Annotated in this window: 22 protein-coding genes; all 22 read right to left on the reverse strand. The window is 61.9% G+C overall.

What is annotated here, in order from left to right:
• Nucleotides 1-6: 6 nt before the first annotated feature.
• A complete protein-coding gene (gene fliQ, locus M5G11_RS07965; protein ID WP_273911054.1) occupies nucleotides 7-276 on the reverse strand; it encodes a flagellar biosynthesis protein FliQ in 270 nt (89 codons plus the stop codon).
• A 16-nt stretch (nucleotides 277-292) separates the two neighbouring features.
• Nucleotides 293-1,045, reverse strand: coding sequence for a flagellar type III secretion system pore protein FliP (fliP, locus tag M5G11_RS07970; protein WP_273911053.1), 753 nt, complete (start codon nucleotides 1,043-1,045; stop codon nucleotides 293-295).
• Nucleotides 1,045-1,497, reverse strand: coding sequence for a flagellar biosynthetic protein FliO (gene fliO / locus M5G11_RS07975; protein ID WP_273911052.1), 453 nt, complete (start codon nucleotides 1,495-1,497; stop codon nucleotides 1,045-1,047). Before fliO ends, fliP begins: the two co-directional genes overlap by 1 nt.
• The gene (gene fliN, locus M5G11_RS07980; protein ID WP_273911051.1) at nucleotides 1,498-1,968 is read right to left on the reverse strand and encodes a flagellar motor switch protein FliN; all 471 of its coding nucleotides are present in this window, start codon (nucleotides 1,966-1,968) and stop codon (nucleotides 1,498-1,500) included. It abuts the gene before it with no gap.
• 49 nt (nucleotides 1,969-2,017) lie between these two features.
• On the reverse strand, nucleotides 2,018-2,986 hold the full coding sequence (fliM, locus tag M5G11_RS07985; RefSeq protein WP_273911050.1) for a flagellar motor switch protein FliM: 969 nt from the start codon (nucleotides 2,984-2,986) through the stop codon (nucleotides 2,018-2,020).
• A gap of 9 nt (nucleotides 2,987-2,995) precedes the next feature.
• Nucleotides 2,996-3,493, reverse strand: coding sequence for a flagellar basal body-associated protein FliL (gene fliL / locus M5G11_RS07990; RefSeq protein WP_273911049.1), 498 nt, complete (start codon nucleotides 3,491-3,493; stop codon nucleotides 2,996-2,998).
• Between the two features lie 223 nt (nucleotides 3,494-3,716).
• On the reverse strand, nucleotides 3,717-5,045 hold the full coding sequence (locus tag M5G11_RS07995) for a flagellar hook-length control protein FliK (RefSeq protein WP_273911048.1): 1,329 nt from the start codon (nucleotides 5,043-5,045) through the stop codon (nucleotides 3,717-3,719).
• A 94-nt stretch (nucleotides 5,046-5,139) separates the two neighbouring features.
• A complete protein-coding gene (locus M5G11_RS08000; RefSeq protein WP_273911047.1) occupies nucleotides 5,140-5,487 on the reverse strand; it encodes an Hpt domain-containing protein in 348 nt (115 codons plus the stop codon).
• 25 nt (nucleotides 5,488-5,512) lie between these two features.
• On the reverse strand, nucleotides 5,513-7,216 hold the full coding sequence (locus tag M5G11_RS08005) for an ATP-binding SpoIIE family protein phosphatase (protein ID WP_273911046.1): 1,704 nt from the start codon (nucleotides 7,214-7,216) through the stop codon (nucleotides 5,513-5,515).
• 8 nt (nucleotides 7,217-7,224) lie between these two features.
• Nucleotides 7,225-7,530 carry an STAS domain-containing protein gene (locus tag M5G11_RS08010; protein WP_273911045.1) on the reverse strand — a complete coding sequence of 102 codons (306 nt, stop codon included), beginning with the start codon at nucleotides 7,528-7,530 and terminating at the stop codon, nucleotides 7,225-7,227.
• Between the two features lie 91 nt (nucleotides 7,531-7,621).
• Nucleotides 7,622-8,074 carry a flagellar export protein FliJ gene (gene fliJ / locus M5G11_RS08015; protein ID WP_273911044.1) on the reverse strand — a complete coding sequence of 151 codons (453 nt, stop codon included), beginning with the start codon at nucleotides 8,072-8,074 and terminating at the stop codon, nucleotides 7,622-7,624.
• 6 nt (nucleotides 8,075-8,080) lie between these two features.
• The gene (gene fliI / locus M5G11_RS08020) at nucleotides 8,081-9,439 is read right to left on the reverse strand and encodes a flagellar protein export ATPase FliI (protein WP_273911043.1); all 1,359 of its coding nucleotides are present in this window, start codon (nucleotides 9,437-9,439) and stop codon (nucleotides 8,081-8,083) included.
• Nucleotides 9,429-10,187, reverse strand: coding sequence for a flagellar assembly protein FliH (gene fliH, locus M5G11_RS08025; protein ID WP_273911042.1), 759 nt, complete (start codon nucleotides 10,185-10,187; stop codon nucleotides 9,429-9,431). The genes fliI and fliH overlap by 11 nt, the downstream gene beginning before the upstream one ends.
• A 127-nt stretch (nucleotides 10,188-10,314) precedes the next feature.
• Nucleotides 10,315-11,334, reverse strand: coding sequence for a flagellar motor switch protein FliG (gene fliG, locus M5G11_RS08030; protein WP_273911041.1), 1,020 nt, complete (start codon nucleotides 11,332-11,334; stop codon nucleotides 10,315-10,317).
• Nucleotides 11,327-13,108: a flagellar basal-body MS-ring/collar protein FliF gene (gene fliF / locus M5G11_RS08035; protein WP_273911040.1), complete on the reverse strand. Its 1,782-nt coding sequence runs from the start codon at nucleotides 13,106-13,108 to the stop codon at nucleotides 11,327-11,329. Before fliF ends, fliG begins: the two co-directional genes overlap by 8 nt.
• Before the next feature lie 15 nt (nucleotides 13,109-13,123).
• Nucleotides 13,124-13,450 (reverse strand): flagellar hook-basal body complex protein FliE, encoded by a 327-nt coding sequence (fliE, locus tag M5G11_RS08040; RefSeq protein WP_273911039.1) that lies wholly within the window; start codon nucleotides 13,448-13,450, stop codon nucleotides 13,124-13,126.
• Nucleotides 13,451-13,570: 120 nt separating this feature from the next.
• Nucleotides 13,571-14,965 carry a sigma-54-dependent transcriptional regulator gene (locus tag M5G11_RS08045; protein ID WP_273911038.1) on the reverse strand — a complete coding sequence of 465 codons (1,395 nt, stop codon included), beginning with the start codon at nucleotides 14,963-14,965 and terminating at the stop codon, nucleotides 13,571-13,573.
• Nucleotides 14,962-16,173, reverse strand: coding sequence for a sensor histidine kinase (locus M5G11_RS08050; RefSeq protein ID WP_273911037.1), 1,212 nt, complete (start codon nucleotides 16,171-16,173; stop codon nucleotides 14,962-14,964). The genes M5G11_RS08045 and M5G11_RS08050 overlap by 4 nt, the downstream gene beginning before the upstream one ends.
• A 204-nt stretch (nucleotides 16,174-16,377) precedes the next feature.
• The gene (gene fleQ, locus M5G11_RS08055) at nucleotides 16,378-17,853 is read right to left on the reverse strand and encodes a transcriptional regulator FleQ (protein WP_273911036.1); all 1,476 of its coding nucleotides are present in this window, start codon (nucleotides 17,851-17,853) and stop codon (nucleotides 16,378-16,380) included.
• Nucleotides 17,854-18,024: 171 nt separating this feature from the next.
• Complete coding sequence (fliT, locus tag M5G11_RS08060) at nucleotides 18,025-18,321, reverse strand: flagellar protein FliT (RefSeq protein WP_273911035.1); 297 nt, start codon at nucleotides 18,319-18,321, stop codon at nucleotides 18,025-18,027.
• A 9-nt stretch (nucleotides 18,322-18,330) separates the two neighbouring features.
• A complete protein-coding gene (gene fliS / locus M5G11_RS08065; protein WP_273911034.1) occupies nucleotides 18,331-18,726 on the reverse strand; it encodes a flagellar export chaperone FliS in 396 nt (131 codons plus the stop codon).
• 133 nt (nucleotides 18,727-18,859) lie between these two features.
• Complete coding sequence (gene fliD / locus M5G11_RS08070) at nucleotides 18,860-20,257, reverse strand: flagellar filament capping protein FliD (protein ID WP_273911033.1); 1,398 nt, start codon at nucleotides 20,255-20,257, stop codon at nucleotides 18,860-18,862.
• Between the last annotated feature and the right edge of the window lie 68 nt (nucleotides 20,258-20,325).

Raw genomic sequence — 20,325 nt, forward strand, 5'->3', positions numbered from 1 at the left:
GCCGGCTCAGCCGATCATCTGCGGAATACTGCCGTACAGCGACAGGATGTATTCCATGAACGTCTGCACCAGCCAGGGCCCGGCAACAATCAGCGACACCAGCATCATCAGCAGGCGCGGCAGGAAGCTCAGGGTCTGTTCGTTGATCTGCGTGGCAGCCTGGAACATTGCCACCACCAGGCCGATCAACAAACTCGGGATCACCAGCACCGCGACGATCAGGGTGGTCAACCACAAGGCATCACGGAACAGATCGACTGCAACTTCAGGGGTCATGTGGTTCTCCTGGGCGCTAGACGCCGCCGAAACTGCTCGCCAGGGTGCCCATGATCAGCGCCCAGCCATCCACCAGCACGAACAGCATGATCTTGAACGGCAACGAAATGATCAGCGGCGACAGCATCATCATACCCATGGCCATCAGCACACTGGCCACGACCATGTCGATGATCAGGAACGGAATGAAGATCATGAAGCCGATCTGGAACGCGGTCTTGAGCTCCGAGGTGACGAAGGCCGGCACCAGGATGGTCAGCGGCGCCTGGTCAGGCGTGGCGATATCGGTACGCTTGGACAGGCGCACGAACAGCTCCAGGTCGCTCTGCCGGGTTTGCGCCAGCATGAACTCCTTGAGCGGCACCTGGGCCTTTTCCAAGGCCTGCGGCGCTGCCATCTTCTCGGCCAGGTAGGGCTGCACGGCGTCAGTGTTGATCCGCTCGAAGACCGGCGCCATGATGAACAGCGTCAAGAACAGCGCCATGCCGTTGAGGATCTGGTTCGACGGCGTCTGCTGCAGGCCCAGCGCCTGGCGCAGGATGGAGAAGACGATGATGATCCGGGTGAAACTGGTCATCAGCACGACGAACGCCGGAATAAAGCTCAGCGCCGTCATGATCAGCAGGATCTGCAGGCTGACCGAGTACTCCTGCTGCCCGTCCGCACCGCTGGACAGCGTGATCGCCGGGATCGACAGCGGGTCGGCTGCCACTGCCAATGGCGCTGCCAGCACCAGCAGCAGCGTCAACAAAATGCGCCATGCGCCCATTACGACTTGTCCTTCTGATCCTTGCCCAGCAGTTCCATGAGGCGCTGGGCGAATTCTGGCGTGGCCGGGCGCACAGTGCTCGGCATGGCAACGGGCTGTTTCATCACATGCAGGGCGGTCAGCGTACCGGGGGTATGGCCGATGAGGATCTGCTCGTCACCGATCTGCACCAGTAGCAGCCGGTCACGTGGCCCGACCGTGCGCACACCGACGACCTCGATCACCTGCTTGCTGCCGGGCGTCGCATGCTGAACCCGGCGCAACAGCCAGGCCAGGAAGAAAATCAGCCCCAACACCAGCAACAAACCCAGCACCAGCTGGGTCAGTTGAGCGGTCGGGCTTTCAGTGGCGGCCGCTGCGGCCACCGGCGCAGCCGCCGGGGCCGCCGCAACGGCGACTTCAACCCACAGGCTACTGGCAGCCGCCAGCACCGCCGAGAGCGAGCGCTTCACTCAGCGCAGCTTCTTGATGCGTTCGCTTGGGCTGATCACGTCGGTCAGGCGAATGCCGAACTTCTCGTTGACCACCACCACTTCGCCGTGCGCAATCAGGGTGCCGTTGACCAGCACGTCCAGCGGCTCGCCAGCCAGGCGATCAAGCTCGATCACCGAGCCCTGGTTGAGCTGGAGCAGGTTGCGGATGTTGATTTCGGTGCTGCCCACTTCCATGGAAATGCTCACCGGGATGTCGAGGATCACATCCAGGTTGGGGCCGTCCAGGGTCACTGGCTCGTTGGAGCGCGGCGAACTGCCGAACTCTTCCATCGGCAGGCGGTTGGCGCCACCGGCGTTGTTGCCGGCATCCGCCGCCAACAGCGCATCGATATCGGATTGACCGGCATCGCCAGTCTCGTTCAGCGCAGCGGCCCACTCATCGGCCAGGGCCTGGTCTTCTGCGGAAGTGAGGTTGTTTTCGTCAGCCATCTTGTCCTCGACGGGGCAATCAATTCGGGAATTAAAAAGCACTCGGCGCTCAGCGGCGCTCGATCGCCTCGGTCACTTGCAGCGCCAGCGTGCCCTTGTGCGAGCCCAGCTTGGCCTTGAACGACGGCACGCCATTGGCGCGCAGCACCAGCTCATCCGGCAGCTCGACCGGGATCACATCCCCCGGCTGCATGTGCAGGATGTCACGCAGCTTGAGTTGCCGACGGGCCACCGTGGCACTGATCGGCACGCTGACATCCAGCACGTCTTCGCGCAGCGCCTTGATCCAGCGCTCGTCCTGGTCATCGAGGTCGGACTGGAAGCCGGCGTCGAGCATTTCGCGTACCGGCTCGATCATCGAGTACGGCATGGTCACGTGCAGGTCGCCGCCACCGCCATCAAGCTCGATGTGGAAGGTCGAGACCACCACCGCCTCGCTTGGCCCGACGATGTTGGCCATGGCCGGGTTGACCTCCGAGTTCACGTACTCGAAGCTGACCGGCATGATCGCCTGCCAGGCTTCCTTGAGGTCGACGAAGGCCTGTTCCAGCACCATGCGCACGACCCGCAGTTCGGTCGGGGTGAATTCGCGGCCTTCGATCTTGGCGTGACGACCATCACCACCGAAGAAGTTGTCCACCAGCTTGAACACGAGCTTCGCGTCAAGGATGAACAGCGAGGTACCGCGCAGCGGCTTGATCTTCACCAGGTTGAGGCTGGTCGGCACGTACAGGGAATGCACGTACTCGCCAAACTTCATCACCTGCACGCCGCCAACCGCCACGTCGGCAGAGCGACGCAGCAGGTTGAACATGCTGATGCGGGTATAGCGGGCGAAACGCTCGTTGATCATTTCCAGGGTCGGCATCCGCCCGCGAACGATCCGGTCCTGGCTGGTCAGGTCATAACTTTTGACGCTGCCAGGCTCGGCGTTGCTTTCGGTTTGCACCAAACCGTCGTCGACGCCATGCAAGAGGGCATCGATCTCATCCTGGGACAGCAGGTCCTGCACGGCCATATCGGGCTCCTACTGCAATACGAAATTGGTGAACAGCAACTGGTCGACGACCAATTTGCCAACTTCCTTCTGCGCCACTTCCTGGACACTCGCGGTGGCCTTCTGGCGCAGCATTTCCTGGCCGACCGGAGTCGCCAGGGTTTCGAACGGCTGGCCGGAGAAGAGCATGACCAGGTTGTTGCGGATCACCGGCATATGCACCTTCAAGGCGTCCAGCGCAGCCTGGTCGCGCCCCTGCATGGTGATGCTCACCTGCATGTAGCGCTGACGGCCGTTCTGGTTGAAGTTGACCACGAAGGCCGGCGCCAAGGGCTCGTAGATGGCCACAGGCTTGATGTTGGCGGCTAGCGCCGGGTCGACTTGCGGCTTGCTCTCGCTTTGGTGCAGGAAGAACCAGGTCGCGCCCACCGACAAACCGACCGCCAGCAGCAATGCCAGCACCAGCAGCAGAATCAGCTTGAGTTTGCCTTTTACGGCGGGGTCTTTCACTGCGTCGCTCTTCGCCATGCCAATAATCCGTCACTCACAAGAGGTTTGTCCCACATGGCGAGGGTTGAGCAAGTGTTATGCCAGATTTGTCTGGAGCGCGTACGAAGCAGGCAGCAACGTACTTTTGTGGGAGCTGGCCTTGCCAGCGATCGGCCGAAATGTCACCTCATGAGAGCCTGCAGCCAGCAGTACCGGCCTCATCGCCGGCAAGGCCGGCTCCCACAGGTGTTTCACGCCGGGATCAAGCGTAGAAGTCGACCACGCTGGAGCCAACCACCGACTGTTGCTCGACCGGCATGGCGGCCGCTACCTGGGCGTCGTCCGCCTCCCCGGCAGTGCCAGCCTCGTTGCGCCGCGCGGCCACGCCGCTCAGGCGTGGGCTGTCATCCTGCTGCCCCTGCTGCTGGCCACGCTGCTGGTCGGCGACGTTCACGTCCGGCTGCCCCAGCCCCTGTTGGACGAACATCTCCTTGAGCCGGCCGACCTGCCCTTCAAGCGCCTCACGCACACCAGCATGACCACTGGTGAAGGTGATCTGCGCCTGCTGCTCCGGCGACAGATTGACACGGATGTCCAGACGCCCCAGCTCAGCAGGCTGCAACTGGATATCCGCCGACTTCAGGTTCTGGCTCGACAGGTACATCACACGATTGACCAGGCCCTCGGTCCAGCCACCCTGGTGCATCGCCAACGGCTGGCCCAACGGCGTCGGCACAGCTACAGGCACGGCATTGGCAGTCTTGGGCGTTGCCGCCTGGGTCAAGGCACTCAGGCGGTTGGCGAAATCATCGACACGGGTGTCACTGGCAGCGCCCTTGAGATCCTTGAGGCCATCCTCCAGCAACCCGGAAAACGCCTTCTCGCCCGGCTCGTCCTGGCCCGGTTCGGCATCGGTCTTGCCCAGCATTGCCGCCAGTGTATTGACGGCTGGCTGGCTTGCCGCCGGATCAGGCTGCGTGTTGGCGCCCTTGGCATGTGCCGAGGTCGTACCCTGGGCCTGGGCATTCTGCTCCAGGGCCAGGCGCACGGCCGGCAGATCGGCCAGCGGATCGCTGGCCGGGTCGAATGGCGGCTCTTCAGGCACTGCTGTCGTGGCGACGGCTGCCTGGGCCTGCAACTGCGCCGCCGCGGCCTGCACCACCGGCGCCACTGCCTCGGCCTGGGCCTGGATCAACTGGGCACCTGGCTGTGCGTCAGTCACTTGACCAGCTACCAGGCTTTGATCGAGTACCTGCGGATCGGTGGCAAGCGCATCACCCGCCTGGGCGGGGTCATCAACCGGAACATCCTGATCATCAGGCAAAGTCTTGCCGCTATCGGCAACCTTGTCGGCCTTGCCCTCGTCGACCTTGCCGTTGCTTGCCGGCGCGGCCACGGGTTTGCTGCGCTCGTTTGCAGGCAGGTTGTTGGCCGGTGCGGCCTTGTCCCGTGACTGCTGCGAGTACACCTGGGAAAAGCCCGGCGCCTTGTCGTTGAAGGCCTGGGGCGCTTTGTCCGGGGTGCCGGCAACAGCGCGCGCAGGCTTGGCCGCAGCGCCAGTTTGCAGCAATGGATTGGAAGCGACGGGCATGGAAAGGGTCTCCGCTAATAACGCACGTGAACGCAATTAGCGAAACTTACGCAAAACTCGCGCCAGGTTTGCCCTGGCGCTTACAACAAGCCCATCAACCGACTGAAACCCGCCGGCATTCGTCACGGTACAACTGACGAACCGCATCGTACTCACGGTCGATCTGGTTGATCAGGTCTTCGATACCATACAGCGGCTGCTGCTTTACCCGGTCCTCCAGCTGTCGGCACAACTCCGCCAGCACCACCGCGCCCATATTGCCGCAGCTGCCCTTGAAGCTGTGCGCAGCATGCCCGAGTTCGTCCGCACTCTTGGCCTTGTGCAGTTCGCCAAGGCGCAACTCGGAGTCTTCCAGAAAAGTTTCCAGCAGCCGCAGGTAGTCATCTTCCATGACCTCCTGCAACTCGCCGAGCACCTTTTGATCGATATGATTGTCGGACACTTGTTCACTCCTTGATCAAGTTGGATTATGCCAGAGCCTCCCAGGCAAACTCCACGCGGGCACGTCGCCCCTCGTCGGCCCACTCGGCATGCCGACTCAAACGCCGTATCAGGCTCAACCCTCGCCCGCACAGACGCTGCTCCACCAGAGGCCTGGCCAGCACTCTACCGACATCGAAGCCCTTGCCGCTGTCTTCGACCTCGATAATCAAACGCCCACCACCCTCCTGCGGCTCCACATGCAAGTGCAGGCGGATGAACCCTTCCTGCAACCCCTGCAAACGCCTGCTGCGCTCTTGATAGTAAGCCGCAAAACCCGAGGCGTCGCGCTTGAGGCTGGAGTCCAGGCCCAGCACACCATGCTCCAGGGCGTTGGAGTAAAGCTCATTCAGCACACTGTGCAATGCCCCGCTCTGAATTCGCAACCCATGAATCTCCTGCAATACCTGCATCAGGTAGGGCAAGGGGTTGAAACGCTTGAGGGTCTGCGCCCGGAATTCGAACGACAGCGACCAGTCCAGCGGGCTCGACTCCCCGCTATCGGAGTAGACCACCGGCGGTGGCGCCAGGACTTGCGGGGCGACCGCACGAATCTCGAGCAGGCTGACATCATCACGCGACTGCCCACCAAACCTTTCCAGCGCCTGCAACACGTCCTCGAACAGCCGTTCCGGCTGCCGGTTGGCGACCAGTGCCTGCTTCAGGCGCTCTACACCAAACAGTTGCTCGTGTTCATCGCAGGTATCGACAACCCCGTCGGACAGCAGGAACAGGCGGTCGTCCGGTGCCAGCGGCCAGACTTCGGTCTGCTCATCGAACTGCGCCGAGTCCAGCACCCCCAACGGCAAGTGCCGGGAAACCAGCGGCAACGGCTCACCCCCGGACGCCGACAACAAGTAGCCATCCGGCATGCCACCGTTCCACACCTCGACCATACGGCGCTCGAAGTTCAGATTGAGCAACAGCGCGCAGCAGAACATGTCGACCGGCAGAATGCGCTTGAGCTTGGCATTCATCTCGCGCAAGGTCTCGGCCAGCCCATACCCCTTGGCGGTCATGCCATAGAAAACTTCCGCCAGCGGCATGGCACCAACCGCCGCCGGCAGGCCGTGACCGGTAAAGTCGCCAAGCAGGACATGCATCTCGCCGGTGGGGGTAAACGCCGCCAGCAGCAGATCACCATTGAACAGGGCATACGGTGACTGCAAATAGCGGATATTCGGCGCACTCAGGCAACCAGCATGGGCCACCTGATCAAATACCGCCTTGGCCACCCGCTGCTCGTTGAGCAGGTGATTGTGGTGGCGGGCGATCTCGTCGCGCTGCTGCAGCATGGTGGCATGCAGGCGGCGCAAGCGGTCCATGGCGTTGATCTTGGCAGAGAGAATCACCGGGCTGTAGGGCTTGGCCAGAAAGTCATCGCCACCCGCCTCCAGGCAACGGACCAAACCCTCTTCCTCGGTCAGCGAAGTCAGGAAAATGATCGGCACCATGGTCTCGCCGGCCAGCTTCTTGATCCGCCGCGCCGCCTCGAAGCCGTCCATTACCGGCATCAGCGCATCAAGCAGGACCAATTGCGGGCGCTTTTCAGCGAACAGCGCGACAGCCTCTTCACCGTTTTCAGCCGTCAGCACCGCATGGCCCTGATTGCGCACAATGCGGGCCAGCAATAGACGGTCAGCCGCCCCGTCCTCGGCAATCAACACGGTCAGTGGCTGATGATCAACCATCGGGGCGGTCAACTGATATTGAACAACTTGTCGAAGTTGGAGATGGCGAGAATCTTTCGCACATCGGAGCTGGTGTTGAGCACTCGAACATCCGCGCTGTCGCCACCGGCGTGATCACGCAAGAGCAACAACATGCCGAGCGCAGAGCTGTCGAGGTAGGTTGCATCCTTCAAGTCGACCACTACCGATTTGAAGGTCCTGCCCTGGCGCTCGTAGGCATCACGAAACTCCTGATGCTTGCCGAAATCGAAACGACCCTTGACCTTGATCGTCAGGTCCTGCCCATCCTGGGACAACGCTATTTCAACTGCCATGTAGGCGATTCCTTCGGTAATGGCGAATGCAGTCAAAAAAGGTTTAGCAGCCCGCAGCCTGCACAGCAACCTGATCCGACCAAACTCCGCCTCAATAGCGATCGTGACGCGGCAGGCGCTGGGACAGTTCATCCAGCAACTTCTGCTCGCGCTTGTCCTCAAGCTGGCGCGCTTCATCCATGTAGCGCTGCACCAGCTTGCGCAAACCTTCGACCCGCGCATAGGCCTGCTGCCAAGTGCCGCGGGCGTTGTTGAGGTTGGTCTGGTGCCAGTTCAGGCTCTGGCGCTGCTGGCCGACCGCAGTTTCCAACTGATTGAGAAAGCGCTGGTAGCCCATCAGCCAGTTGCCGGAAACGCCCTGCCCGCCCTTGTCGATCCACTGCTGCTGATAATCGCTGCGAAACTGGTCAAGCTCCACCAGCTTGGACTGCGCCAGGTTGACCTGCTGCTGGAAGTGCCCCAGGCGCTGGGCGGCAGTGCGCTCAGCCTCCTCGGCCATCTCGACCACCGGCGCAAGGCGCGCTGCACGACTGGGCTGGGCCATGGCCTATCAGCCCGAAGCGGCGGGCGCAAAGACGCTCGCCAGGTGCTCGCGGCTCTGCTCCATGCTGACGTTGTCGTCCAGCCCCTGGCGCAGGAAGTGCACAAGCTTGGGTTGCAGGGAAATCGCCAGGTCGGTCTCGCGGTCGCCGCCCGCCACATAGGCGCCCACACTGATCAGGTCGCGGCTCTGCGACAGGCGCGACCACAACTGCTTGAACTGCTGCGCCTGGGTCATCTGCTCGGGGCTGACCACCTGCGGCATGACCCGACTGATCGAGGCTTCGATATCGATGGCCGGGTAATGCCCTTCCTCGGCCAGGCGCCGGGACAGCACGATATGGCCGTCGAGCACGCCCCGCGCCGAGTCGGCAATCGGGTCCTGCTGGTCATCGCCTTCGGAAAGCACGGTATAGAACGCGGTGATCGAGCCACCGCCGGCCTCGCCATTACCGGCCCGTTCCACCAGCTTGGGCAGCTTGGCGAACACCGAAGGCGGGTAACCCTTGGTCGCCGGCGGCTCGCCGATGGCCAGGGCAATCTCCCGCTGGGCCTGGGCGAAACGGGTCAGCGAATCCATCAACAACAGTACGTTCTTGCCCTTGTCGCGGAAATACTCGGCGATGCGCGTGCAATACATGGCGGCGCGCAGACGCATGAGCGGCGCATCGTCGGCGGGCGATGCCACCACCACCGAACGCTTCAGCCCTTCGGTACCAAGGATGTGCTCGATGAATTCCTTCACCTCACGACCCCGTTCCCCGATCAGCCCCACCACGATGATGTCGGCCTCGGTGAAGCGGGTCATCATGCCCAGCAGCACACTCTTACCGACGCCGGTACCGGCGAACAGGCCCAGACGCTGACCGCGCCCGACCGTGAGCAGGCCATTGATGCTGCGGATACCAACGTCCAGGGGCTGGCTGATCGGATCGCGGTTGAGCGGGTTGATGGTTGGACCATCCATCGGCACCCAGTCCTCGGCCTTCATCCCGCCCTTGCCATCCAGGGCTCGCCCGGCGCCATCAAGCACGCGCCCGAGCATGCTCATGCCCATCGGCAGCCGGCCACTGTCAGCCAGAGGCACGACGCGCGCGCCCGGCGCAATACCGGCGACACTGCCAACCGGCATCAGGAATACCTTGTCGCCGGAAAAGCCCATGACTTCGGCTTCGACCTGCACCGGGTGGTAGCTATCGTCGTTGATCACCAGGCAGCGACTACCCACGGCAGCGCGCAGGCCTTCCGCCTCCAGGGTGAGACCGACCATGCGCAGCAGGCGGCCTTCAACCACCGGCTGGCCCGGCAGGTCGACGGCTTCAGCGTAAGTGCCCAGGCGCTTGGCGAAACTGGTGCGTTCAAGGCGCATCGGGGCTGCCCAGCTCGACAACCATGTCCGGTGTCGCCGCGTGCAGGCCCTGGTCGTGCAACTGATCAAACAGTTGTGCGACGGCCTTTTCGATACGGGTTTCCATGGTTGCGTCGATGCGACTGTGCGCGGTTTCGATGCGGCACCCGCCGGGCTGCAGGGCTTCACCTTCAAGCAGGCGCCAGTTTTCTTCGTGGCGCTCGCGCAGTGCCTTTACCAGCTCGAAGTCCTGCGGATTGATATGGATGCGGATGTTTTCAGCGCCCATGGGCAGCAGTTTCAAGGCTTCGCGCAGCACGTGGGTAATCTGGCTGGAATCGCTGCGCAATTCGCGGCCGATGACCTGGCGGGCGACATGGGCGACGAGGTGCACCAGGGATTTTTCGATCTGGCCGTCCTGCTCGGCAATGGGGTCGAGCAGGTTGGTCATGAGCTGTTCAAGGCTGGCAAGCTTCGCCGTCAGGGCCTCTTCGGCTTCCTGGCGGACCTTGAGCTGGGTGCTGTGGAAACCTTCGCGCTCGCCGGTGGCAAAGCCCTCGTTGTAGGCCTCCTGACGGATGCTCTCGAGCTCTTCGAGGGTCAGCGGCTGGACTTCTTCCAGCGGTACTTCCTCGATCTCGTCGACGATTTCCGGCTCGGGTTCAGGCTCGGGTTCCGGCTCTGGATCGAAACTGGGCAGCGCCCAGCGATCGACCTGTTCAAGGTCGCTGGCGCGGATCAGTTCACTCAGGTGCTCGTTGGTCGACATGATTCCACACGCTCAAAATAATTGGCTAGCCATCGTAGCCAGACAACCGCCCCGTGGGCGCACAGAGCCATCGCCGGCAACGCCGGCTCCCACGGAGGGTAATGCGACCGACCCGGGGAAGATGATCTTAGATCATCTCCTCCGCGCCCTTGCCGCCGAGCACGATTTCGCCGGCTTCGGCCATGCGACGGGCAATGGTGAGGATTTCTTTCTGCGCTGTCTCGACGTCGCTGACACGTACCGGGCCCTTGGCCTCCAGGTCGTCGCGCAACAGCTCCGAGGCACGCTTGGACATGTTCTTGAAGATCTTGTCCTTGACCTTCTCGTCCGCGCCCTTGAGCGAGACCACCAACACGTCCGAAGACACTTCGCGCAGCAACGCCTGGATGCCGCGGTCGTCTACGTCGGCCAGGTTGTTGAAGACGAACATGAGGTCTTCGATCTGCTCGGACAGGTCACCGTCGACATCGCGAATGGCATCCATGAGCTGGCCTTCGACCGAACTGTCGAGGAAGTTCATGATGTCCGCCGCCCGCTTGATACCACCCAGGGTGGTACGCGCCGCGTTGGAGTTGCCGGAGAACTGCTTCTCGAGGATCTGGTTCAGCTCCTTGAGCGCCGCCGGTTGCACGGTGTTCAACGAAGACACGCGCAGGATGATGTCCAGGCGCACCTTGTGGTCAAAATTGCCCAGCACTTCGCCGGCCTGGTCCGGGTCCAGGTACGCCACCACAATCGCCTGGATCTGTGGGTGCTCATAACGGATGACGTCGGCGACTGCACGCGGCTCCATCCATTTCAGGCTGTCCAGGCCGCTGGTGTTGCCACCCAGCAAGATCCGGTCGATCAGGCCGTTGGCCTTGTCTTCGCCCAGCGCTGCGGTCAGCATCTTGCGGATGTATCCGTCGGAACCGACGCCCAGGCTGGTCTGGTCGCCGACGATCTCGACGAACTCGCTCATCACCTGTTCGACCTGCTCGCGATGGACGTTACCCATCTGCGCCATGGCTACACCGACCCGCTGCACTTCCTTGGGGCCCATGTGGCGCAGCACTTGCGCGGCATCGGTTTCACCCAGCGACAGCAGCAGGATCGCGGCCTTGTCGACGCGGGTGAGCTTGGCGGTAAGGGCTCGATTATCACTCATCGGCATTGATCCACTCTTTCACGACCTGGGCCACTCGACCCGGGTCTTCAGCCACCAGACTCTTGATTGCATTGAGCTGGGCATCGTAACCCTCGCTCGGGCTAGGCAAGAGAATGCTTTGCGGACCACCCAGGCTGACACGGTCGTTGGCCAGTTCGCCATCCAGACCCAGCATGCCACCCAGTTCCATGTCACGGTCGGTACCGGAGCCTTGCTTGCCATGGCCGGTAATGTTGTTGAGCACCGGACGCAGCACACCGAACACCAGCACCAGGATGAACAGCACACCCAGCACTTGCTTGACGATGTCCCAGAACCACGGTTGCGAATAGAACGGAATGTCGGCGATCACTTCACCACGGTCGGCTGCGAACGGCACGTTGATCACGCTGACGCTGTCCCCCCGGCTGGCATCGAAGCCGACTGCGTCCTGGACCAGGCGGGTAAAGCGCGCCAGGTCTTCAGCCGCCCACGGCGTGCGAGTCGCATCACCAGTGGCCGGGTCGAGCTTGACCTGGTCATCGACAACCACGGCCACCGAAAGACGGTTCAGGCGACCCTGCTGCTGACGGGTGTGGCTGATCGAGCGGTCCAGTTCGAAGTTCTTGGTCGACTGCTGACGCTTGTCGGCCGGGTAAGGCGCAAGCATCGGCTGGCCGGTGGCCGGGTCCATGATTTGCTGGCCATTGGCATCAAGCAGCGGTTGGCCAGGCTGGATCGCCGCCGTGGCACCTGCAGCACCACCCGTGGTTTGCGGCGCAGTGGCCGGGCCAGGTGGCTGGTTGCTCAGGGCACCCGGTACGCCTTGTGGCCCCATGCTGCTGGAGCGCTGCTCGTTGACCGATTGCTCGCTGCGCAGTGCCGGTTGGTCAGGGTTGAACTGTTCGGAGGTGGATTCGACGGCGCTGAAGTCGAGGTCAGCAGAGACCTCGGCCTTGTAGCGGTCGTTACCCAGAACCGGCTGCAGGATGTTGTGCACACGCTGGGTGAGCATGCCTTCCATGCGGCGGCTGTAGTCGAACTGCTTGCCGGCCATGGTCAGCGCGGAGTTTTCCGCCTGATCGGAGAGCAGGTTGCCCTTCTGGTCGACCACGGTGACCTGGGACTTGTTCAGCTCCGGAACACTGGTCGCCACCAGGTTGATGATGGCCATGACCTGACCGGCTTCCAGCGCACGCCCCGGATACAGCTCGACCAGTACGGACGCGCTTGGCTTGCGCTCGTCACGCACGAACACCGAGCTTTTCGGAATGGCCAGGTGCACACGGGCACCCTTGACGTTGTTCAGGCTGGAGATGGTCCGCGCCAGCTCGCCTTCCAGGCCACGACGATAACGGGTGGCCTCCATGAACTGGCTGGTACCCAGCCCCTGGTCCTTGTCGAGAATTTCGAAACCGACGTTGCCGTCCCCCGGCGCAACACCGGCGGCAGCAAGTTTCAGGCGCGCACGGGAGATATCGTCGGCCTTGACCAGCAACGCGCCGGAATTGGGTTCTACGGTATAGGGAATGTCGGCAGCGGCCAGGGTTTCCATGACCTGCTTGGTGTCCATGCCGGCGAGGCTGCCGTACAGCGGACGGTAATCGGGCTGTTGCGACCACAGCACCACGGCGAAGCCGATGGCCACGCTCGCTGCCAGACCAACCAACAGGCCGACCTGACGCAGCATGGGCATCTGCGAAATATTTTCCAGGAATGACATGCCGAACAGCGGCGGCTTGGGTGCTGGCGGGCTGCCTTTGGCGGGCACGTTATCGACGACTGCTTCGGCCATGACTCAATCTCGCCCTTATACCGGCATCTGCATGATGTCTTGATACGCCTGTACTAGCTTGTTACGTACCTGGGTCAGCGCCTGAAACGACACGCTGGCTTTCTGCGAGGCAATCATCACGTCAGTGAGATCAACGCCGCTCTTGCCTACTTCGAACGCGGTAGCCAGTTGGCTGGAAGCCTGCTGGGTGTCATTGACCTTGTTCACCGCCTGGCCAAGCATGTCGGCAAAACTGCTGGAACCGAGCTCCGGCGCCGAGGCAGCCTTCGGCATCGACATGGCGTCCATTTGCATGGCCCGCATGTCCAACATCAATCGATTAAATTCAACACCTTGGCTCATGGACTTCTCTCTCCGACGGCCCGCATTTTTTTGACACTCACGCAGCGGATAGGCAGGACATAGCAACAAGAGTGCCAGCTCTACCAGCCAGCCGAACAAAAACTCTAAAACCGCAACGATTCAGTACCCGGCAGCGTACAGGCTCGCCTCTACATCCATGCCGGCATCGCGCATCTGCGCCAGCTTGTAGCGCAGCGTGCGCGGGCTGATGCCCAGGCGCTCGGCCGCTTCCTTGCGCCGGCCACGCTCGGCCCGCAAGGTGTCGATGATCATCTGGAACTCGTGACGGCGCAGGTCATCGCCCAGGCCGCCGGCGTCTTGCACCTCTACAACCGGTGCCACAGCTACCGGCGCCACGCACACCGACGCCGTGAAGACAGGCAGAACGCCCGCCAGGCAGAAGTCTGCCGCCTCGATCACCCCGCCCTGCTGCAGGATCAACGCCCGTTGAATGGCGTTGTCCAGCTCGCGCACGTTACCCGGCCACGGGTAACCCTGCAGGCAGGCCTGCGCCTGTGCCGACAAACGCACGGGGGCGTGCTTCATTTTATTGACGTGACGCGCCAGCAGGCGCTCGGCCAGCGGCAGAATGTCGGCGCTTCGCTCGCGCAGTGGACGCCAGGCCAGCGGGAAGACCGACAAACGATAGAACAGGTCTTCACGGAAGCGCCCGGCGGCGACTTCACCGGCCAGGTCACGGTTGGTGGTCGCTACCACACGGATGTCCAGGGCAATGGGCTTGCGCCCGCCAACCCGCTCGACCTCGCGCTCCTGCAACACGCGCAGCAGCTTCGCCTGCAACCCCAATGGCATTTCGGAAATCTCGTCCAGCAGCAAGGTGCCGCCATCCGCCTGCTCGAACTTGCCCGCCTGCGCGGCAATGGCCCCCGTGAAGGAGCCCTTCTCGTGACCGAACAGGGTCGCCTCGAGCATGTTGTCGGGAATGGCCGCACAGTTGATCGCGACAAAAGGCTGACTGGCCCTTGGCGACTGCTGGTGAATGAAGCGTGCGAGCACTTCCTTGCCGGTGCCGGACTCGCCGGAAATCAGCACGGTCGAATCGCTGCGCGCAACCCTGGCAGCCAGTTCCAGCAGTTGTGCGCTCGCTGGCTCCTGCGCGACCGGGCCATTGGCATCCGCCCCGCTGCTGGCACCCAGCGCATGGCGTGCAACCAGATCGAGCAAGGCGCGCGGTTCAAAGGGCTTGACCAGATAATCAGCGGCGCCCTGGCGCATGGCATCGACGGCACGCTCTACCGCCGCATGGGCGGTCATCAGCAACACCGGCAACTGCGGCTGACGCGCGCGCAACTCAGCCAGCAACTGGTGACCATCCATACCCGGCATATTGACGTCACTGACCACCAGGCTGAACACCTCGGCAGCCGCAGCCGCCAAGGCGTCTTCGGCGCAACTGACGGCCTTGTAGTCGAAACCACCCAACTCGAGGGTGTCGCCAAGCGCCTGACGCAAGCTGCGATCATCCTCGACCAGCAAAACCTTGACGCCTTTCATGCCCCCGCCTCCAGCAGCCCGCCAATCAGCGGCAATGTCACGATGGCACAGGTGCCGCGCCCAGGCCGCGAACGCAAGAGCAAATCACCTTGATGAGCCCGCGACACCGCCCGGACTACCGCCAACCCCAGGCCGGTGCCCGTCGCTTTGGTGGTCAAGAAGGGTTCGCCCAGGCGCACCAGCAAGGCCGCGTCGATCCCCGGGCCGGCATCGCTGATGCACAGCCGCAGGTTCTGCCCGCGACGATAGAGATGAATCTTCACCTGCGCCGGCCCTTCACAGGCCTGCAGGGCATTTTCAATCAGGTTGAGCACTGCACCGACCAAGGTGTCGCGATTGCACAGCAACTCCCCCAGGTGGCTGTCGCACTGCCAGCGCACCGCATGACCCTGCACCTGGGTTTGCGCCGCCTGCTGCAAGGCCTGGAACAGCGCCTTGGGGGTCAGTCGATCGGTCAATGGCAGCTCGCCGCGGGCGAACACCAGCATGTCGCGCACCTGGTGCTCCAACTCATGCAGGCGCTCCTTGAGGTTACTGGCAAAACGCTGCTGGGTTTCCACCGGCAACTGCTGCTCGGCCAGGTGACTGGCATACAGCAGCGCGGCGGATAGGGGTGTACGAATCTGGTGAGCCAGGGAGGCAACCATGCGCCCGAGGCTGGAAAGCCGCTCGTGGCGGGCCAACTGGTCCTGCAAGTGACGGGTTTCAGTCAGGTCGGTCAGCAGTACCAATTGGCCAGGCTCGGCATCCAGTGAGCGCGTGGCAATGGACAAGCGACGACCGTCGCGCAGGGACACTTCATGACCGTCGTCATCACGTGGCGCAAAGCTGCGGGCAATCACCTGACGCCACAGCTCGCCCACCAGCGGCTCACCCAGCAGATCCCGCGCTGCCGGATTGGCCTCGCGCACCTTGCCCTGGGCATCGATCACGATCACCCCACCGGGCAGCAGGTCCAGCAGGTTCTGCAGGCGGTTGGCCAGGCGTTCTTTCTCGGCCAATTCCTCCATGCGCTGGGCACTGACCACCGCCAACTCGCCCTTGAGCTCGGTTACCCGGGATTCAAGCAGGCTGTAGGACTGGCTGAGCTGGGTCGACATCTGGTCGAACAAGGCGAACGCCTGCTCAAGCCCGACTCGGCTCTGCTGTTCGATGGCGTCCGGGCGCTTGAGCTCGGTCACACTGGAGGTGGGGGCGGCGTGGGGCATCGTGCTCTCTCGCGTGGCTCACCGTCATAAAACGGTATGTTGCCTGCGATATAGCAATACGCGTGCCGGATAGTTTTATCGAGTTGCGCCAAGCGGCGCAGGAGAGGAAGGAAATCGAGCCAGGGCAGGCGTTTCAGCCTTACAAAAGAAAAGGGAATTAGCCGCGGCGAGCCACTTTACCGACTCGCCGCCACTGACCAGGCGTCAATCCTCCGCCTGTTCGTCCCCATCGCGACGGCTCATGCCGTACTTGCGCATCTTCTCAACCAGCGTGGTACGACGAATGCGCAAACGCTCAGCCGCCCGCGCCACGATACCGTTGGCATCATCCAGCGCCTGCTGGATCAAGCCCTGCTCCAGGCTACCGAGGTAGTCCTTGAGGTCCAGGCCTTCAGGCGGGAGCATCGCGTGGTTGCTGAAGTTCGGCGTGTGGCCATTGATTGCCACCCGCTCTTCGAGGTCCGAGCGCAGGCTATCGACCAACTGCTCGTCTTCATCATCGACATAGCGGAACTTCTTCGGCAGCTCCGAGACGCCAATCACGCCATACGGATGCATGATCGCCATACGCTCGACCAGGTTGGCCAGCTCACGAACGTTGCCCGGCCAGCCGTGTCGGCACAGCGACATGATCGCTGCGGAATTGAAGCGGATCGAGCCACGCTTCTCGTGCTCCATGCGCGAGATCAGCTCGTTCATCAGCAACGGGATGTCCTCTACGCGCTCGCGCAGCGGGGCCATCTCGATGGGGAAAACGTTAAGCCGGTAATACAGGTCTTCGCGGAAGGTCCCGACCTCGATCATGCTTTCGAGGTTCTTGTGGGTCGCGGCAATGATCCGTACATCGATGCTCTGGGTCTTGTTGCTGCCCACCCGCTCGAAAGTCCGCTCCTGCAACACGCGCAGCAGCTTGACCTGCATCGGCAGCGGCATGTCGCCGATCTCATCGAGGAACAACGTGCCGCCATTGGCCAGCTCGAAACGCCCGGCACGGCTGGTGATTGCCCCGGTGAACGCGCCCTTCTCGTGACCGAACAGCTCGCTCTCGAGCAGCTCAGCCGGGATGGCCCCGCAATTGACCGGTACAAACGGCGCTTCGCGGCGCTTGGAGTGGTAGTGCAGGTTACGCGCGACCACTTCCTTACCGGTGCCCGACTCGCCAAGAATCAACACGCTGGCGTCGGTATCGGCCACCTGCTGCATCATCTGGCGTACGTGCTGGATCGCCCGGCTGGTGCCGACAAGGCTGCGGAACAGGTTGGGTTCGCGCTGACGGCCACGCTCACGGGCCTGGTCGTACATCTCGCGATAAACCTGGGCACGGTGCAGCGAATCCAGCAATTTGCTGTAGCTGGGCGGCATTTCCAGGTTGGAGAGAACGCGACGGCGCAGGTCGTCAGGCAGCTCGGCTGAAGAAATTTCGCCCAGAAGCAGAACCGGAAGGAACTCATCCCAGGCAGCGACTGTCTTAAGCAAGCCCAACAGACTTGCTGGAGCGTTCACGGTCCCGATCAGGACACAGAGCACTTCGCGGCTGGACGACAACGATTCGACAACCTGCTGCCAATCATGGCTGGAGCAGGGTAGATTTTCTTCGCCAAGAAAATTCAACACCACCGCCAGGTCACGGCGGCGAGCGGTATCGTCATCGATCAGGAGAATTTTGGTTTCACGCCACATGCAATAGCAACTTCCCTAGTCAACTCGACGCCCATCAAGGGCATGCTCGACATCATTACCAACTGAAAGGTCAGTGTTCGGACGTCTTAAATTAGAAACTAGCCACTAGTTAAGTCAAAAAACCTTACACAGTCAAATTTATGGCGCACTGCTTGTTGGTTTTGCCCAGGGTCAGCTGAACAAATGGTATACCTTTGCCGCGTTCTGCGCTTGGCGGATCTGTGACATCTCGTCGACTATTGATTGACGCTCCCCACTTGCAACCTCAATTAACTCCCGGTAAACACCGAGCAGCTCCTCAAGCTTGCCACGCAGTTCGGTCTCGTTCACCGACGCTTCTGCCAGCACATCCTCGATACACAGGCGGGCATTGATGTCGAGCTCGCCGATGGCCTCCCAGTCACGACTGGCCAAGGCACCCTGCAAGGCTTCGCGGGCTTGTTCGATTCGTTCGAGCACGACACTCATGACACCCTCCTAGGCCTCGGCAGGCTGATCGCCGATAGCATCCCAACCTTCCTTGACGGTAATCAGCAAACGCGCGACCTCGTTGAGGATTTCCGGGTCGTTCTGCACGTTGGCTTCTACCAGGCGCTTGCTCATGTAGGCATACAGGTTGTCCAGGTCGACCAGCGTCTCAGCCTGGCTCTCCAGGTCGAGGCCCTCGCGCAGGCCGCCGACAATGCCGATGGCCTTGCCGATCAGAATGCCCTTCTGGGCAATGTCATTGCGCGCCATGGCACCTTTGGCCTGGGCAATACGATCAAGACCACCTTGCATCAGCATTTGTACCAATCGATGCGGGCTGGCCTCGGAGGTCTGCGCTACGCCATTGACTTTCTGGTACTGCCGAAGGGCCAACATCGGATTCATGTTCTACCTCGTCACCGCTAAAAAGGTTTCGTATACCGGTTGTATCGCCTGCCCGTCAAAAAACTTTAGCGTGCATAGCAAAAAGCCCGGAGCCCCGTTGAGGGTACTGCCGGGCTTCTGGCGAACCGGTCGATCAGGAGTTTCTCTGTTGCGCCTCGATCGAGGCGAACATCGACACGATGTTCTTGCGCTGCGCTTCAAGCTTGCCAACCAGGGTATCCATGGCCACATAGCGCTTGGTCAGCGACTCGGTCAGGGTAGCGACACGACGATCCAGGGCCAGCTTCTGGTTGTCGAGATCCGATTGCAGCTTGTCCAGGCCGGACTTGCGCGAATCAAGGATCCCACCGGTTTGCAGGTAAGGATCAATGGCCTTGTTCATCCGTTCGAATACGCCATTGGTGCCGACGAAGAGCTCCTGGATTTCAGGGCCGAGCTTCTTCTCCTTCATCGCCGCATCGTACTTGGTGGAGTTGAACTCCAGGGTGCCGTCCTTCTGGGTGTTGATGCCCAGCTGGCTCAAGGTGGTCAAGCGGTCACCAGAACCCTGGGTCGCCAGCTGCTTGCGCAGATCACCCAGCAACGAACGCGACGTCGGGTCACCCGTCAACGGGCCCAACTCGCTATTGCCATCAGCGTTCTTGGTCACGGCCGTGAGGCTGTTTACCGTCTTCACCAGCGTGTTGTAAGCATCGACGTAGGCCTGAACCGAGGTTTTCAGGCCGGCGGTATTCTCGCCCACAGTCACTTTGATGTCGGCGGCGGGATCAGCCTTCACCAACTCCAGGCTGATGCCACTGATTGCATCATCGACGGTATTGGTTTTGCTGCTGACCGGCAGGCCGTCAATCGTCAGCTCGGCATTCTGCGCTGGCTTGTCAATATAACCACCCGCCGACCCCACCATTTTCTGCGTGCCATCCACTGTCAGCGCAGGGATACCACCAATCTTCAGGTCGCTACCAGCACCTGTAGTGGTCGAACTGAACACCAGGCGCGAACCATCCGAGCCATTGACGACGTTGGCACTGATACCTTGCTCGGCAAGCGAGGAGTTGATGCTGTCACGCACGCTCTGCAGCGTGGCACCCGCCCCAACCTTCACGGTGTAGACCTTGCCGTTCTGCTCGATGGTCAGGTCGCCCGCAGCGATCGGGGTGCTGGCACCAGCAGGGAAGTTCTGGCTGGCGACCTTGGACGAGGAAGCAAGCGCATTGACCCGCACCGTGTAGCTACCCGGCACGGCGGAGTTGTTCGAGGTAGCCTTGACGTTGGTGTCGCTGCTGGATGTCGCACTGAAAGCGCTGAAGGACGGCGCTTTTGGGTCATTCAGCTTTTTCATTGCCGCCTGATAGGTGGCCAGGGCGCTCTTGAGCGACGCAACACCGGACAGCATGGCCTTGTTATCAGCCGTTTGGCGCTTGATCTGATTCGACTTGGGATCGGTTTCCGCCTTCACAAGCGTGGTAACCAGCGCGTTCAAGTCCACGCCAGAACCGATGCCCTTCGATGGTAAAGCTGTAATCGCCATTGCTATTCCCTCTTGGTTACGCGCCACCCTAGCCCATCAAGACTAGCGAAGTCTCTGCTCGACCGCCA

The sequence above is a fragment of the Pseudomonas fontis genome (genome assembly GCF_028656955.1).
Classification (GTDB): domain Bacteria; phylum Pseudomonadota; class Gammaproteobacteria; order Pseudomonadales; family Pseudomonadaceae; genus Aquipseudomonas; species Aquipseudomonas fontis.